The 18,563-nt window shown below is 74.4% G+C and carries 1 protein-coding gene; it reads left to right on the top strand.

Annotation, left to right across the window (positions count from 1 at the left end; all coding sequences use genetic code 11):
- Positions 1 to 34 precede the first annotated feature (34 nt).
- Positions 35 to 18,563, top strand: an 18,529-nt coding sequence (locus T398_RS14455; protein WP_496447399.1) for a type I polyketide synthase, incomplete at its 3' end; no start/stop codon positions are given.

Genomic DNA, 18,563 nt, shown 5'->3' with positions numbered 1-18,563 from the left:
CACCGGAACCGACACCGCGTACTAGGGGACAGCCATGGCGAATGAACAGAAGCTTCTCGACCATCTGAAGTGGATGACCGGCGAGCTGCGCCAGGCCAACCGGCGCCTCCGCGAGGCCGAGGAGGGTGCCCGCGAGCCGATCGCCATCGTGGCCATGAGCTGCCGGTTCCCCGGCGGGGTGGACAGCCCGGAGGAGCTGTGGCAGCTCGTCGCCGGCGGACACGACGCGCTGGCGCCGTTCCCCGGCGACCGCGGCTGGGACGTCGACGCGCTCTACGACCCGGACACCGGGCGGCACGGCACGTCGTACGTCCGCGACGGCGGTTTCCTGTCCGGGGTCGACCGGTTCGACGCCGGCCTGTTCGGCATCGCGCCCCGCGAGGCCACCGCCATGGACCCCCAGCAGCGCATCCTGCTGGAAACCGCGTGGGAGGCGTTCGAGCGGGCCGGCCTCGATCCGCGTTCGCTGCGGCAGCAACGGATCGGGGTGTTCGCCGGCACCAACGGCCAGGACTACGGCTCGCTGATCGCCGGCGACGACGAGACCACCGAGGGCTACCTGGCCACCGGCACGGCGGCGAGCGTCATCTCCGGCCGCCTCGCCTACGCGTTCGGCCTCGAAGGGCCCGCCGTCACCGTCGACACCGCCTGCTCGTCCGCCCTGGTGGCCCTGCACCTGGCGGTGGAGTCGCTGCGCCGGGGCGAGTGCGCCCTCGCGCTGGCCGGCGGCGTCACGGTGATGAGCACGCCGACCGCGTTCGTCGAGTTCAGCCGGCAGCGCGGGCTCGCCGCCGACGGGCGCTGCAAGCCGTTCGCGGCGGCGGCCGACGGCACCGGCTGGGGCGAGGGCGCCGGACTGTTGCTGCTGGAGCGGCTCTCCGACGCCCGGCGCAACGGGCACCGGGTGCTGGCGGTGGTGCGCGGCACCGCCGTCAACTCCGACGGGGCCTCCAACGGGCTGACCGCGCCGAACGGCCCTTCCCAGCAGCGGGTGATCCGGGAGGCGCTGGCCGGCGCCGGGCTGTCCCCGGCCGAGGTGGACGCGGTCGAGGCGCACGGCACCGGCACGAAGCTGGGTGACCCGATCGAGGCGCAGGCGCTGCTGGCCACGTACGGGCAGGACCGGCCGGAGGACCGGCCGTTGTGGTTGGGCTCGGTGAAGTCGAACATCGGGCACACCCAGGCGGCGGCCGGCGTCGCCGGGATCATCAAGATGGTCATGGCGATGCGGTCCGGGGTGCTGCCGGCGACGCTGCACGTCGACGAGCCGACACCCCAGGTCGACTGGTCGGCCGGCGCGGTCGCGCTGCTGCGCGAGGCGCGCCCGTGGCCGGAGACCGGCCGGCCTCGGCGGGCCGGCGTCTCCTCGTTCGGGATCAGCGGAACGAACGCACACGTGGTGCTGGAGGCCGCCGCACCGGCCGAGGAGGAGCCGGCCGCCGCGCCGTGCGGGCCGACGCCGTTCCTGCTGTCCGCCCGCACCGGGGCGGGCCTGCGGGATCAGGCGACCCGGCTGCGCGCCCTGCTGTCGTCCGGCGTGGCACCGACCCCGGCCGCCCTCGCCTCGGCGCTCGCCACGACGCGGGCGGCGCTCGACAGCCGCGCCGTGGTCGTCGCCGACGGCCTCGACGAGTTGGCGACCGCGCTCGCCGGGCCGGTCGGCGGCGACGTCGTCACGCCGGGCGCGCTGGCGTTCCTGTTCACCGGTCAGGGGGCGCAGCGGGTCGGGATGGGTGTGGGTCTGGCGGCGCGGTTCCCGGTGTTCGCGGAGGCGTTCGACGCCGTCGTGGGCCGGTTCGACGGGTTGCGGGCGGCCCTGGGGTCGGAGGCGATCCACCGGACGGTGCACACGCAGGCCGGTTTGTTCGCGGTCGAGGTGGCGTTGTTCCGGTTGCTGGAGTCGTGGGGTGTCATCCCGGACTACCTGTTGGGTCACTCGATCGGTGAGGTCGCCGCCGCGCACGTCGCGGGTGCGCTGTCGCTGGACGACGCGGTCACGCTCGTCGCGGCGCGGGGCCGGTTGATGCAGGCGTTGCCGGCGGGTGGGGCGATGCTCGCGGTGCAGGCGTCCGAGGCCGAGGTGCGGGAGATCATCGCCGGCACGGGGGTGGACGTCGCGGCGGTCAATGCTCCGACGTCGGTCGTGATCTCCGGCCCGGTGCAGGCGATCGAGGAGCTGGCGTCGCGGTTCGCGAAGGCGACGCGCCTGAGGGTGTCGCACGCGTTCCACTCGTCGTTGATGGAGCCGATGCTGGCCGAGTTCGCCGCGGCGATCGGGCACGTCGACTTCGCCGCGCCGCGCATCCCGGTGGTGTCGAACCTGACCGGTGAGCCGGTCGAGGAGTTCACCGTCGACTACTGGGTGCGGCACGTGCGGGAGGCGGTGCGCTTCCACGACGGCATGTCCTGGCTCGCGGAGCACGGGGTGACCCGGTGCCTGGAGGTCGGACCGGCGGGTGTGTTGTCGGCGACGGCCGCCCCGGAGTTGACCTGTGTGCCGGCGTTGCGCAAGGACCGGGACGACACCGACAGTCTGCTACGCGCGGTCGGGAAGCTGTGGACCCTCGGCGTGCCCGTCGACTGGGCGGCGATCCTGCCGCCGGCCGGACACGTCGACCTGCCCACCTACCCGTTCCAACGGCAGTCCTACTGGCCGCCGGCCCGCGCCGGGCACGGCAACGTCGCCGCCGCCGGACTGTCCGCCGCCGAGCACCCGTTGCTCACCGCCGCGGTGACGCTCGCCGACAACGACGGCATCCTGCTCACCGGCCGCCTCTCCGTGCACACCCACCCGTGGCTGGCCGACCACGTCGTCATGGACCGCGTCGTGCTGCCCGGCACCGCCTTCGTCGAGCTGGTGCTGCGCGCCGCCCAGCAGGCCGGCGGACTCGACCTCGCGGACCTCACCATCGAAACCCCGCTGGTGCTGCCCGCCACCGGCGGTGTCCAGCTCCAGGTGCGGGTCACCGACGACGCGGGCGAACGCTCGGTGCAGGTGTACGCCCGGCCCGAGCCGGCCGCCGGCGCGGAGCCGGAGTGGACCCGCCACGCGTCCGGCGTGCTCGCCACCCCCGCCACCGTCGATGAGTTCGACCTGGCGGCCTGGCCCCCGTCGGGCGCGGAGCCGATCGACCTCGGCGACTTCTACGGCGACGCCGCCGCCCGCACCGGCCTGCGCTACGGCCCGGTGTTCCGCGGACTGCGCGAAGCCTGGCTGCTCGACGGCGACGTCTACGCGGAGGTCGCGCTGCCGGCCGAGGCGCACGCCGACGCGGCCCGGTTCGCGTTGCACCCGGCCCTGTTCGACGGCGCGCTGCACGCCGCCGCGCTCGGCGGCCTGCTGCCGGACGACGGCTCCGCCCGCCTGCCGTTCGCCTGGACCGACGTGCGGCTGCACGCCTCCGGCGCCCCGACGCTGCGGGTCCGCCTGCGTCCCGACGGCCCGGAAGCCGTCACGCTCCAGGTCGCCGACGTGGACGGCGCCCCGGTCGCCACCGTCGGCCGGCTGGTCCTGCGTCCGGCCTCCCGCGACCAGCTCGACTCCGTCACCGGCGGCGCGGTGCGCGACGCGCTGTACGCCGTGACGTGGACCGCGCTCCCGCCGTCCCGCGCCGAGGCGCCCGTGGCCGACGTGGTCGTGCTGCCGGTCCGGTCCGACGACGTGCACACCGCCGTCGCCGAGACGCTCACGGGCGTACAGGAATGGCTTGCCGACGACCGGCACGCCGACGGCCGCCTGGTGGTCGTCACCCGCGGTGCCGCGCCGGTCGGCGGCGCGGTGACCGACCTGGCCGGCGCGGCGGTGCGGGGTCTGTTGCGGTCGGCGCAGACCGAGAACCCGGGCCGGATCGTGCTCGCCGACCTGGACCACCCGGAGCCGTCCGAGACGCTGCTGGCCGACCTGCTCGCCCGGGACGAACCGGAGCTGGCGGTACGCGGCGCCGACGTGTTCGCCCCACGGCTGACCCGGGCCCTCCCCGCGCCCACGCTCACGCTGCCGGTGGGTGCGGAGTCGTGGCGGGTGGCTCCGGGTGGCGACGGTGCGTTGTCGAGCCTGGGTTGTGTCGAGGTTCCGGTCGCGGAACTCGGTGCGGGTGAGGTGCGCATCTCCGTTCGTGCGGTCGGGGTGAACTTCCGTGACGTGCTGGTGGGTCTGGGGGTGTATCCGGATCCGGCGGCGGTGATGGGTTCCGAGGGCGCGGGTGTGGTGGTCGAGGTCGGCCCGGACGTGTCGGACCTGGTCGTGGGTGATCGGGTGTTCGGTCTGTTCCATGGTGGGTTCGCCCCTGACGTCGTGGCTGACCACCGTGTGGTGGCGCGGATGCCGGAGGGTTGGTCGTTCGCGCAGGCGGCTGCGGTGCCGATGGCGTTCCTGACGGCCTGGTACGGGCTCACGGACCTGGGGCGGCTTCAGGCTGGTCAGCGGGTGTTGGTGCACGCGGCTGCCGGTGGTGTCGGTATGGCGGCGGTGCAGTTGGCCCGGTTGTGGGGTGCGGAGGTGTTCGCGACGGCGTCGCCGTCGAAGTGGGCGGCTGTCCAGGAACTCGGCGTCGACCCTGCGCGCATCGCCTCATCCCGGGATCTGGGTTTCGCTGACGTGTTCGGCGTCGTGGATGTGGTGTTGGACTCGCTTGCCGGTGAGTTCGTGGACGCGTCGTTGGGGATGTTGGTTCCGGGTGGCCGGTTCGTGGAGATGGGAAAGGCGGACGTCCGTGACGCCGCTGAGGTCGAGCGTCGGCTCGGGGTCTGGTACAAGGCGTTTGATCTGTCGGAGGCGGGTGCGGATCGCACGGCGGTGATGTTGGCCGAGCTGCTCGCCCTGTTCGAGACGGGGAAACTGCGGCTGCTCGCGCCAACGGTCGCGGATGTGCGGGAGCTTCCGACTGTGCTGGGCGCGATGAGCCGCGGCGCGCATGTGGGCAAGAACGTGGTGTTGGTGCCCCGCCCGATCGACGGCCCGGTGTTGATCACCGGTGGCACGGGTGGTTTGGGTGGATTGCTGGCGGCGCATCTGGTGGACGTGTACGGGGTGCGGGATCTGGTGCTGGTCAGCCGCTCCGGTGGACCCGCCCCGGAGTTGGACGCCCGGGTACGGGTGGTCGCCGCCGACGTGACTGACCGGGACGCGCTCGCCGCCGTGATCGACGGCATCGACAACCTTGCGGGTGTGGTGCACTGCGCCGGGGTGCTCGACGACGGGGTGTTCACCAGCCTGACGCCGGAGCGGGTGGCCGGGGTGCTGGCGCCCAAGGTCGATGCGGTGGTGCACCTGCACGAGTTGACCCGGGACATGGACCTGGCGATGTTCACCGTGTTCTCGTCGGTGTCGGCGGTGTTCGGGTCGGCGGGCCAGGCGGCGTACGCGGCGGCGAACGCGTTCCTGGACGGCTTCGTGTCGTACCGTCGCGGGCTCGGTCTGGTCGGTCAGTCGCTGGGCTGGGGGCTGTGGGCCAACACCGCCGGCATGGGCGGCCGGCTGACCGGCGCCGACGCCGACCGGGTCACCCGGGCCGGCGACGCGCTCCCCGACGAGCTGGGCCTCGCCCTGTTCGACGCGGCCCGGCACCTGCCCGCCCCGCACCTCGTCCCGGCCACCCTCGACCTCACCGCGTTCCGCCGCGCCGGCACCCTGCCCGCGCTGCTGCGTGGCCTGGTGCGCGGCACCGGCCGACGCGCCGCCCAGCACACCGGCGGCGGCTCCGGCCTGGCCCGCCGCCTGCTGGCGCTGCCCGAGGCCGAACGCGAACGTACCCTCGTCGCCCTCGTCTGCGACCAGGTCGCCGCCGTCCTCGGCCACAGCGGCGCCGACGCCGTCGACGCCCGGCACGCCTTCAAGGACCTCGGCTTCGACTCGCTCACCTCCGTCGAGCTGCGCAACCGGCTCAACGCGGCGGCCGGGATCCGGCTGCCCGCCACCGTCGTCTTCGACTACCCGAACCCGACACTGCTCGCCACCTACCTCGGCCGGCAACTCGCCGGCACGACCGACCCGGCCAGGCCCGCCGCCGTCGCCACCGTCGACGCCGACGAACCGATCGCCATCGTCGGCATGGGCTGCCGCTTCCCCGGCGGCGTCGAGAACCCGGCCGACCTGTGGGACCTGCTGACCGCCGGCACCGACGCCATCGCGACGTTCCCGGCCGACCGCGGCTGGGCCGGCGACCACGACGGCTACGCCCGGGTGGGCGGCTTCATCGACCACGCCGCCGACTTCGACGCGCGGCTGTTCGGCATCTCACCCCGCGAAGCCCTCGCCATGGACCCGCAGCAGCGGGTGCTGCTGGAAACCTCCTGGGAAGCGTTCGAGTCGGCCGGCATCGACCCGGTGACCCTGCACGGCAGCCAGACCGGGGTCTTCGTCGGCGCGGCGGCCTCCCGCTACGGCCAGGGCGCGGACCTGCCGGCCGAGGCCGAGGGACACGTGCTGACCGGCATCGCGACAAGTGTGATCTCCGGCCGGGTCGCCTACTCGTTCGGCCTCGAAGGCCCCGCCGTCACCATCGACACCGCCTGCTCGTCGTCGCTCGTCGCGCTGCACCTCGCCGTGCAGGCGCTGCGGCAGGGCGAGTGCGACATGGCGCTGGCCGGTGGCGTCACCGTGATGGCCGGACCGGACATCTTCGTCGAGTTCGACAGGCAACGCGGGCTGGCCGCCGACGGGCGGTGCAAGGCGTTCTCCGCCGAGGCCGACGGCACCGGCTGGGGCGAGGGCGCCGGCGTCCTGCTCGTCGAACGGCTCGCCGACGCGCAGCGGAACAACCACCGGATCCTCGCCCTGGTACGCGGGTCCGCCATCAACCAGGACGGCGCCTCCAACGGGCTGACCGCCCCCAACGGGCCGTCCCAGCAACGGGTGATCGACCGGGCGCTGGCCGCAGCGGGGCTCCGCGGCGCCGACGTCGACGCGGTCGAGGCGCACGGCACCGGCACCGCGCTCGGCGACCCGATCGAGGCGCAGGCGCTGCTCGCCACGTACGGGCGGGACCGGGACCCGGAGCGTCCGCTGCTGCTCGGCTCGGTGAAGTCCAACATCGGCCACACCCAGGCGGCGGCCGGCGTCGCCGGGGTGATCAAGATGGTGCTCGCGATGCGGCACGGCGAGCTGCCGCGCACGCTGCACGCCGCGCACCCGTCGCCGCACGTCGACTGGACCGGCGGGGCGCTGAGCCTCCTCGACGCGCCGACGGCCTGGCCCGTCACCGGCCGGGCCCGCCGGGCCGCGGTCTCCTCGTTCGGCATCAGCGGCACGAACGCGCACGTGGTGCTCGAACAGGCGCCCCCGGCGTCCGCCGCCGAGCCGCAGCCGGCGCCCGGCCTGGTGCCGTGGGTGGTCACCGGCCACACCGCCGATGCCGTGCGCGCCCAGGCCGGCCGGCTGCGCGACCTCGCCGCCGCGGACGGGCGTTCCGGCGGGACGTCGCCGCTCGACCTGGTCGCCGTCGCTCACACCCTCGCGACCGGCCGCAAGGCCCTGAAGCATCGGTCCGTGGTGGTCGGCGCCGACCTCGACGAGATCCTCGACGGCCTGACCGCTGTCCGCGACGGCGGGCTGACCGCCGGCACCGAGCTGCTCGGCCGGACCGCGTTCCTGTTCACCGGTCAGGGGGCGCAGCGGGTCGGGATGGGTGTCGGGTTGGCGGCGCGGTTCCCGGTGTTCGCGGGGGTGTTCGACGGGATCGTGGGCCGGTTCGACGGGTTGCGGGCGGCCCTGGGGTCGGAGGAGATTCACCGGACGGTGCACGCACAGGCCGGCTTGTTCGCGGTCGAGGTGGCGTTGTTCCGGTTGCTGGAGTCGTGGGGTGTCATCCCGGACTACCTGTTGGGTCACTCGATCGGGGAGGTCGCCGCCGCGCACGTGGCGGGTGTGCTGTCGCCGGACGATGCGGTGACGTTGGTGGCGGCGCGGGGTCGGTTGATGCAGGCGTTGCCGGCGGGTGGGGCGATGCTGGCGGTGCAGGCGTCGGAGGAGTCGGTGCGGGAGGCCATCGCCGGCACCGGTGTGGATATCGCGGCGGTGAACGGCCCGACGGCGGTCGTCGTCTCCGGCCCGGCCGAGGCGGTCGACGCGCTGGCGGCGCGCTTTGCGAAGACCACCCGGCTCACCGTGTCGCACGCGTTCCACTCGTCGCTGATGGAGCCGATGCTGGCCGAGTTCGCGGCGACCGTCGAGGGCATCACCTTCGCGCCGCCGCGCATCCCGGTGGTGTCGAACCTGACCGGCGAGCCGGTCGAGGAGTTCACCGCCGACTACTGGGTGCGGCACGTGCGCGACGCGGTGCGCTTCCACGACGGCATACGGTGGCTCACCGCGCAGGGAACCACCCGCTTCGTCGAGGTCGGCCCGGCGGCGGTGCTGACCGGGCTGGTGCCCGACGGCGTCGCCGTCGCCCCGCTCCGCAAGGACCAGGACGAGGAACGATCCACCCTGCGGGCACTGGCGGACCTGTTCGCGGCCGGTGTCCCGATCGACTGGCCGGCGGTCGGCGGCTGGCGGTCACCCGCCCGGGCCGACCTGCCGACGTACGCGTTCCAGCGCGACCGTTACTGGCTGACCCCGTCCCAGCCGGCCCCGGCGATCGGCGGCGACGACAGCGGCTTCTGGTCGGCGGTGGAGCGGGCCGACCGGGACGGGCTGGCCGCCGAGCTGGGCCTGGCCGCCGACGACGCGGGCGCGCTGGACGGACTGCTGCCGTCGCTGTCCGCGTGGCGTCGCCGCCGTCGCGCGCAGAGCGTCGTCGAGGGCTGGCGGTACCGGATCGGCTGGGCACCGATCGCGGAGCCGGCCCCGGCGGTGCTGGCGGGGGCATGGCTGGTGGTGTCCGACGACGCGACCGACGTCGCCGACATCACCGCCGCCCTGACGGCGGCAGGCGCCGAGGTGGTACGGGTGCAGGGGCCGGCCGACCGCGCTGTGCTGACCGGCGTGCTGGCCGTCGCCACCGACGTCAACGGCGTCGTCTGGGCCGGAAACGCGGGCCATTCGTTGACCGTGCTGCTGCAGGCGGTCGGGGACGCCGAGATCGGCGCCCGGGTGTGGGCGGTGACACGTGGTGCCGTCGCGGTGGGCCGGTCCGAGTCGGTGACCGATGTCGCCGCCGCGACGGTCTGGGGTGTGGGCCGCGTCGCGGCGCTGGAACTGCCGCAGACGTGGGGCGGTCTGGTGGACCTGCCGGCGGTGCTGGGCGAGCGGGAGGGCCGCCGGTTCGCGGCGCTCCTCGCCGCCGACGGCGAGGACCAGCTCGCGGTACGTGCCTCCGGGGTCTTCGCCCGCCGCCTGCGACGTGCCACCCCGGCCGGCCCGTCGAGCCCGGTGTCGTTGTCCGGCACGGTGTTGGTCACGGGTGGGACGGGTGCGCTGGGTTCGCGGGTGGCGCGGTGGGTGGTGCGGCGTGGTGCGTCGCGGGTGGTGTTGGTGTCGCGTCGTGGTCAGCGGGCTTCGGGTGTCGGTGACCTCGTGGCGGAGTTGAATGCTGAGGGTGCCGAGGTGTCGGTGGTGGCGTGTGATGTGGCCGACCGGGACGCGGTCCAGCGGGTGGTGGCCGGTATCGATGATCTGACGGGTGTGGTGCACGCGGCGGGTGTGTCCGGCGTGGAGAGCCTGCTGGACGTGTCGGTGGAGTCGTTCGGGGCGGTGGTGTCGGGCAAGGTGTCCGGTGCGGTGCACCTGGACGAGGCGACGGCTGATCTCGACCTTGACCTGTTCGTGGTGTTCTCGTCGATCGCGGGTGTGTGGGGCAGTGGTGGTCAGGCGGCGTATGCCGCGGGTAATGCGGTGTTGGACGCGTTGGTGGAGTCCCGGCGTGCGGCGGGGAGGGCGGGTACGGCGGTTGCGTGGGGTCCGTGGGCCGAGGGTGGGATGGCCGGTGAGGCTGGTGCGGCGGACTACCTGGCGCGTCGTGGTCTGGTGGCGTTGGATCCGGACCTGGCGGTGCGGGCGTTGGCGTTGGCGGTTGATGCCGGTGATGTGACGTCGGTCGTGGCGGACGTGGACTGGTCGCGGTTCGTGCCGACGTTCGCCGCCAAGCGTCCGGCGCCGCTGTTCAGTGAGCTGGTCGTCGCGGCGGAGGCGGTCGCCGACGGCGGCGGGTTGGCGGCTCGCCTGGCGGGCCTGCCGGAGCCCGAGCGGCGCCGGGAGTTGCTGGCGTTGGTGCGGACGCAGACCGCGAGGGCTCTGGGGTATGCCGGTGCGGCGCAGGTGGAGGCCGGGACGGCATTCCGGGAACTGGGTATCGACTCGGTGACCGCGGTGGAGGTGAGAAGTCGCATCAACGCGGCCACCGGCCTGCACCTGGGGTCGTCGCTGGTGTTCGACTACCCGACCCCGCAGGTTCTCGCCGACCATCTGCTGCGGGCGCTGGGCCTCGCCACCGCGACCGACGCGTCGGTGCTCACCGTGCCGCAGCCCCTGACCGACGACGACATCGTCATCGTCGGGATGGCGTGCCGGTATCCGGGTGGGGTCGAGTCGCCGGAGGACCTGTGGCGTCTGGTCGCCGGGGGCGCCGATGGCATGTCGGTGTTTCCGTCCGACCGGGGTTGGGTCGTGCCGGAGGGTGCCGGCTATGCGGCGCTGGGTGGTTTCGTCGACACCGCGACGGGCTTCGACGCGGGCCTGTTCGGGATCTCCCCACGCGAGGCGGTCGCGATGGACCCGCAGCAGCGGCTGCTGCTGGAGGTGTCCTGGGAGACGCTGGAGCGTTCCGGGGTGGATCCGCGGTCGTTGCGGGGTCGTCCGGTGGGTGTGTTCGTGGGCGCGTCGAATTCGGGCTACACCGCTGACGGCGCGGACGGTCACGCGCTCACCGGTACGGCGAACAGTGTGATCTCAGGTCGGGTGTCGTACTCGTTCGGGTTCGAGGGCCCGGCGATGACCGTCGACACGGCCTGCTCCTCCTCACTGGTGGCGTTGCACCTGGCGGCGCAGGCGTTGCGGTCTGGCGAGTGTGACCTGGCTCTGGCGGGTGGGGTCACGGTGATCACGGGTCCGGAGGTGTTCGCGGAGTTCGCCCGCCAGGACGGCCTGTCGTCGGACGGCAGGTGCAAGTCGTTCGCGGGTGCTGCCGACGGCACGGGGTGGGCCGAAGGCGTCGGGATGCTGCTGGTCGAGCGGCTGTCGGACGCGCGACGGCACCACCACCGCGTGCTCGCCGTCGTCCGAGGCTCCGCGGTCAACCAGGACGGCGCGTCGAACGGATTGACCGCGCCGAACGGCCCGGCGCAGCAGCGGGTGATCCGGCAGGCTCTGGCCAGCGCTGGCCTGACCACCGGTGATGTGGATGTGGTGGAGGCGCACGGTACGGGCACCCGGTTGGGTGATCCGATCGAGGCGCAAGCGCTGTTGGCGACCTATGGGCAGGATCGTGAGCAGCCGCTGTGGTTGGGTTCGATCAAGTCGAACATCGGGCATACGCAGGCCGCGGCGGGTGTCGCGGGCATCATCAAGATGGTCATGGCGATGCGGCACGGGGCGTTGCCGGCGACGTTGCACGTGGACGAGCCGTCCCCGCACGTGGACTGGAGCGCCGGGGCGGTGGAGCTGCTCACCGCGGCCCAGCCGTGGCAGGCGCGGGATCGAGCACGGCGTGCGGCGGTGTCGGCGTTCGGGATCAGCGGGACGAACGCGCATCTGATCCTGGAGGAGCCGGCCGAACAGCCGGTCGTGGTCGAGTCGCCGCAGGTCGAGGGTCCGTTGCCGTGGGTGGTGTCGGCGCGGTCGGCGGAGGCGTTGGCCGGTCAGGTGGAGCGGTTGCGCGATGTGGTGGCCGCCGAGCCGGAGCTGGACCCGGCCGCCGTCGCCTGGTCGCTGGCGACCGGCCGGGCCGCTCTGGAGCACCGCACGGTCCTGCTCGCTGGGGCGCGTGCGGACGTCCTCGACGGCCTTCGGACGTCCGCCGGGCCGGACAGCGCCGGCATGCGGGCGTCGGCGGTGTCGGACAGCGCGGACGTGCGGGCGGTGCCGGACGGTGGCGGCTTGCAGGCGTCGGCGGTGCCGGACGGCGTCGATCTGTTGGCGTCGGTGGTGTCGGGTGTGGTGTCCGAGGGTGGCCTGGCGTTCCTGTTCACCGGTCAGGGTGCGCAGCGGGTCGGGATGGGTGTGGGTCTGGCGGCGCGGTTCCCGGTGTTCGCGGAAGCGTTCGACGGGATCTGTGCCCGCTTCGACCAGCTCCTGGACATGCCGCTGCGCGACGCGATCGACTCCGACGCGGTCCACCAGACCGTCTACGCCCAGGCCGGCCTGTTCGCCGTCGAGGTGGCCCTGTTCCGGCTCCTCGAATCGTGGCGGATCACCCCGGACTTCCTGCTGGGCCACTCGATCGGTGAGATCGCCGCCGCGCATGTCGCGGACGTGCTGTCGCTCGACGACGCGGTCACGCTGGTGGCCGCGCGAGGCCGGCTCATGCAGGCGTTGCCGGTCGGCGGCGCGATGCTCGCGGTGCAGGGGACCGAGGCTGAGGTGCGGGAGATCATCGCCGGCACGGGTGTGGACGTCGCGGCGGTGAACGGCCCGACCTCGATCGTGATCTCCGGCCCGGCCGACGTGATCGACGAGGTGGCGTCGCAGTTCGCCAAGGCCACCCGGTTGACGGTGTCGCATGCGTTCCACTCGGCGTTGATGGAGCCGATGCTGGCGGAGTTCGCGGCGGCGATCGCGCACATCACGTTCGAGGCCCCGCGTGTCCCGGTGGTGTCGAACCTGACCGGGGAGCCGGTGCCGGAGTTCACCGCCGGCTACTGGGTGTGGCACGTGCGGGAGGCGGTGCGCTTCGACGACGGCATGGCCTGGCTCGCCGCGAACGGCGTGACCCGCTGCCTGGAGGTCGGCCCGGCGGGCGTGCTGTCCGCGATGGCCGCGCCCGGGCTGACTTACGTCCCGGCGCTGCGCAAGGACCGCGACGAGGCGTCCACGCTGCTGGCCGCCGTCGGGCGGCTCTGGACCGTCGGCGTGCCCGTCGACTGGACGACGCTCCTGCCCGCCGCGCCCCGCGTCGACCTGCCCACGTACGCCTTCCAGCGGGACCGGTACTGGCGGTCCCCGCGCACGGCGGACCCGGTCGAGGCGGCGTTCTGGCAGGCGGTCGAGGACGAGAGGCTGCACGACCTGCTGCACACCGACGTGCCGGCGTCGCTCGGCGCCGCGCTCGCCGAGTGGCGGCGCGACCGGGTGGCGGCCGGCACGTCCGCCTCCTGGCGTTACCAGATCGTGTGGGAGCCGGCCGTCGAGCCGCCCTCGCCGGCCGCCGGCCGGTGGGTCGTGGTCGTGCCGCGGGCGGGCATGGCCGAGGCGATGTTCGGCGGCACCGGGCTGGACTTCGCCGAGATGCTGGCCGGCGACGCGGATCTCGCCGGCCTCGGCCCGGACGTCGTCGGCGTGGTGTCGCTGCTGCCCGCCACCGAACACGAACTCCTGAGCACGGTGCGCGTCCTGCGCGGCGCCCGCCTGTGGTGGGTCACGACCGGGGCGGTGTCGGTGGGTCGGTCCGACCCGCTGACCGACGTCACCGCGTCGATGCTGTGGGGCGCGGGCCGGGTCGCCGCCCTGGAGCTGCCGGAGCTGTGGGGCGGCCTGATCGACGTGCCTGTCGAACCGGACGAGCAGGACCGCCGTCGCCTCGCCGCGATGCTCGGCGGCGCCGAGGACCAGGTCGCGGTGCGCGGCGACGGGGTGTACGCCCGCCGGTTGCGCCCGGCCGCCGCGAGCGCGCCGGCCGCGCCCCGCACGTTCGACGGCACGGTCCTGGTCACCGGTGGCACCGGGGCGCTCGGCGCTCGGGTGGCGCGCTGGCTGGTGGGTCGTGGGGTGTCGCGGCTGGTGTTGACGTCGCGTCGGGGAATCGACGCGCCGGGCGCCGCCGAGTTGGTGGCGGAGCTGTCGCCGGCGCGGGTGGACGTGGTGGCCTGCGACGTCGCCGACCGTGCTCGCGTGGCGGAGCTGCTGGCCGGGATCCCGGACCTGCGCGGCGTGGTGCACGCCGCCGGGGTGTCCGGGGTGGGTCTGCTGACCGAGTCCACCCCGGAGGAGTTCGGGGAGATCGTGCGGGGCAAGGTCGCCGGCGCGGTCAACCTGGACGCGCTGACCGAGAACCTGGACCTGTTTGTGGTCTTCTCGTCGATCTCGGGGGTGTGGGGCAGCGGCGGTCAGGCCGCCTACTCGGCGGGGAACGCGTTCCTGGACGCGTTGGTGCAGTCGCGTCGTGCGAAGGGTAAGGCGGGCACGGCGGTGGCGTGGGGGCCGTGGGCCGAGGCCGGGATGCTGGTGGCCGAGGAGGGCGCCGAGGACTACCTGCGTCGTCGCGGGCTGCGGCCGATGCCGCCGGCGCTGGCGATCCGGGCGTTGGCCGAGGCGGTCGACGGCGACGCCGGTTGCGTGACCGTCGCCGACGTCGACTGGGCGCGCTTCGGGCCGGCGTTCACCGCCTCCCGGCCCAGCCCGCTGCTTCGGCACGTGCTCGCCGCCGAAGCGGTGGCGGTGCCGACCACGAGCCGTTGGGCGACGGAGGTCGCCGCGCTGCCGGCGGCGGAACGCTCCCGTGCCGTGCTCGGGCAGGTCCGCCGCACGGTCGCGGAGGTGCTCGGGTACGCCGACGTGGACCGGGTGCCGGCGGGTCGGGCGTTCAAGGACCTCGGCATCGACTCGCTGACCGCGGTCGAGCTGCGCGACCGGTTGCAGACGCTGACCGGGCTGGCGCTGCCGGCCAGCCTCGCCTTCGATCACCCCAGCCCGGCCGCGATCGTGCGGATGCTTGTGGAACGCCTCACCGACGCGCCGGCCACCGCCTCCGCCACCCCGGTCGCCGCGGTGACCGGCGACCCGGTGGTGATCGTCGGCATGGCGTGCCGGTACCCGGGCGGAGCGGACACGACCGAAGGGCTCTGGGCGGTGGTCGAGGGCGCCGAGGACGTGCTTACCCCGTTCCCCGGGGACCGGGGCTGGGACCTCGACGGACTGTCGGCGGGCGGCTCCGACACCTCGATGGGCGGCTTCCTGGACGGGGTGGCCGAGTTCGACGCCGGCCTGTTCGGAGTGTCCGCCCGGGAGGCGCTGGCGATGGACCCGCAGCAGCGTCTGCTGCTGGAGACCACCTGGGAACTGTTCGAGAAGGCGGGCATCCCGCCGACGTCGCTGGCGGGCACGGCGACCGGCGTCTTCGTGGGCTCGAACACCCAGGACTACTCAGGGGTGCTCGCCGCCGGCGCCGGCCACGACGGCTACGTGGCCACCGGCACCTCGGCGAGCGTCGTCTCCGGGCGGCTGTCGTACGTCTTCGGCCTGGAAGGCCCGGCCGTCACCGTCGACACCGCCTGCTCGTCGTCGCTCGTCGCGCTGCACATGGCCGCGCAGGCGCTGCGGGCCGGCGAGTGCGACCTCGCCGTGGCCGGCGGGGTGGCGGTCGTCTCGACGCCCGGCATCTTCACCGAGTTCTCCCGGCAGGGCGGGATGGCGCCCGACGGTCGCTGCAAGGCGTTCGCCGAGGCCGCCGACGGCACCGGCTGGGGCGAGGGCGCCGGCGTGCTGCTGCTGGAGCGACTGTCGGACGCCCGCCGCAACGGGCACGAGATTTTGGCCCTGGTCGCCGGTTCGGCGATCAACTCCGACGGCGCCAGCAACGGTCTGACCGCGCCGAACGGTCCGGCGCAGCAACGGGTGATCCGGCAGGCCCTGGCCAGCGCCGGCCTGACCGCCGCTGACGTGGACGTCGTGGAGGCGCACGGCACCGGCACGAAGCTCGGTGACCCGATCGAGGCGCAGGCGCTCCTGGCCACCTACGGCCAGGACCGCGAGCAGCCGCTGTGGTTGGGGTCGATCAAGTCGAACATCGGCCACACCCAGGCCGCGTCCGGCGTCGCCGGGGTCATCAAGATGGTCCTCGCGATGCGGCACCGTACGCTGCCGGCCACGCTGCACGTGGACGAGCCGTCGACGAAGGTGGACTGGTCGTCGGGCGCGGTACGGTTGCTGACCGAGGCCCGGGATTGGGCCGGCGGGGACCGGACCCGGCGGGCCGGGGTGTCGTCGTTCGGCATGAGCGGCACGAACGCACACGTCATCCTGGCGGAGCCCCCGGCCCACCCGGCCGCCGTCCCGGCGGAGCCCCCGGCCCACCCGGCCGCCGTCCCGGCGGAGCCCCCGGCCGGGCCGGCGGTGCCGTGGCTGCTGTCGGCGCGCTCGGCGCAGGCGCTGACCGGCCAGGCGCGCAAGCTCGCCGACTTCGTCGCCGCCCGGCCCGACCTCGACGTGGCCGCCGTGGCCGGGGCGCTGTGCTCCACCCGGGCCGTGCTGGAGCACCGGGCCGTCGCCGTCGGATCCACCCGCGACGAACTCCTCGCCGCCCTGACCACCATCCAGCCGGGCGAGCCGGTGACGGACGCGGCCGGCGGTGTCGTCCTGGTCTTCCCCGGGCAGGGCGCCCAGTGGCTCGGGATGGCCGCGGCGCTGCTGGACGAGTCGCCGGTGTTCGCCGCGCGGATCGCCGAGTGCGCGGCGGCACTGGACGGGTACGTCGACTGGTCGCTGCTGGACGTGCTGCGCACGACGGACGACGGCTGGATGACGCGGGTCGACGTCGTGCAGCCGGTGCTCTGGGCGGTGATGGTGTCGCTGGCCGCGCTCTGGCGGTCGCTGGGCGTGGAGATCGCCGGCGTGGTCGGCCACTCGCAGGGCGAGATCGCGGCGGCGGCCGTCGCCGGGATCCTGTCACTCGCCGACGCGGCGATGGTGGTGGCCGTCCGGTCGCGGGCGCTGCGCGCGATCGCCGGCACCGGCGGGATGGTCGCGGTCGCGATGGGCGCCGACGACGCCGTCGAGCTGCTGAACGAGCTGCCCGGCATGTCGCTGGCGGCGGTCAACGGCCCGGCGTCCGTGGTGCTGTCCGGCGACGTCACCGGCATCGAGGCGGTGCTGGCACGCTGCGCGCAGCGGGGCGTGTGGTGCCGGCGGGTGCCGGTGGACTACGCCTCGCACAGCGCCCAGGTCGACGGCCTGCGGGCGGAGCTGCTGGCCGCGTTCGACGGGCTGACCCCGCGGGCGGGCAGGATCCCGTTCCACTCGACCGTCACCGGTGGTCTGGTCGATCCGGCGGAGCTGGACGCGGCGTACTGGTTCGAGAACCTGCGTCGCCCGGTGCGGTTCGACCAGGTCGTCACCGGGCTGATCGCCGCCGGGCACCTGCTGTTCGTGGAGGCCAGCCCGCACCCGGTGCTGGTGGCGGGCGTGGGGGAGCGCGGCGGCCTGGTGACCGGATCGCTGCGCCGGGATGAGGGCGGGCTGGCGCGGATGCTGCGCTCGGCCGGCGACCTGTGGGCCCTCGGCGGCCACGTGGACTGGTCGGCGGCCACCGGCGGCGGCCCGGTGCGGGACCTGCCGACGTACGCGTTCCAGCGGCGCCGCTACTGGCCGTCGCCCGCGGCCGGAGGCGGTGACGCGGCGGCGATCGGCCTGTCCGGGCTGACCCACCCGCTGCTCGGCGCCACGACGCTGCTCGCCGACGCCGACGGCGTGCTGCTGTCCGGCCGTGTCGCGCCCGCCTCGCCGGGCTGGCTCGCCGACCACCGGGTGGCCGACCGGGTGGTCCTGCCCGGCACCGCCTTCGTGGAACTCGCCCTGCAGGCCGCCCAGCAAACCGGCGACGGTCGCATCGGTGAGCTGACCGTGGCGGCGCCGCTCGTGCTCGACGGCGGCGCGGCCCAACTCCAGGTCCGGGTGGCCGAGGCCGACGAGCACGGACGACGCGCCCTGCACATCTACTCCCGGCCCGAGCACGACGCCGACGCCCCCTGGACCCGGCACGCCTCGGGCACGCTGGAGCCGACCGGCCCGGCGGCACCGGCCGGTCCCTCCGCCTGGCCGCCGGCCGACGGCACGGCCCTGGACGTGCCGGCGTTCTACCAGGCCGCCACCGCGGCCGGTTACGGCTACGGCGCCGCGTTCCGGGGGCTGCGGCGGGCCTGGCGGGCCGGCGACGACGTGTACGCCGAGGTCGAGCTGCCCGCCGACGTCGCCGCCGAGGGCGCGGGTTACGGCCTGCACCCGGCGCTGCTCGACGCCGCGGTGCAGGCCGCCGGGATGGGTGGCTTCGTCACGGCCGACGGCCTCGCGCTCCCCTTCGCCTGGACCGGTGTGCAGCTGTTCGCCGTGGGCGCGACCGCCCTCCGCGCCAAGATCAGCGCCGCCGGATCGGACGCCGTCAGCGTCACCGTGACCGACCCGGCCGGCGCGCCGGTGGCGGTGGTCGAGCGACTGGACTTCCGGGCGCTGGGCGCGGGTGGCTTGTCGACCGGCAACGGCACCCGGGAGGCGTTGCTGCGGGTCGACTGGGCGCCGTTGCGCGACGTGGTCGCCACGGATGTGCCGGCCGAGGTGTGGCGGGTGGACTCGCCGGACGTGGCAGTGGTGTTGGAGCGGGTTCAGGGGTGGCTCGCGTCGACGATCGATGGCGTCCTGGTTGTGGTGGTCCACGCGGCGGTGCCGGTCGGCGGCGCGGCCGTCGACCCGTACGCGGCTGGGGTGTGGGGTTTGTTGCGGTCGGCGCAGTCGGAGAATCCGGGTCGGATCGTGCTCGTCGACG

Source organism: Salinispora goodfellowii (genome assembly GCF_059570675.1).
This window is presented reverse-complemented; position numbering and strand designations above follow the sequence as displayed.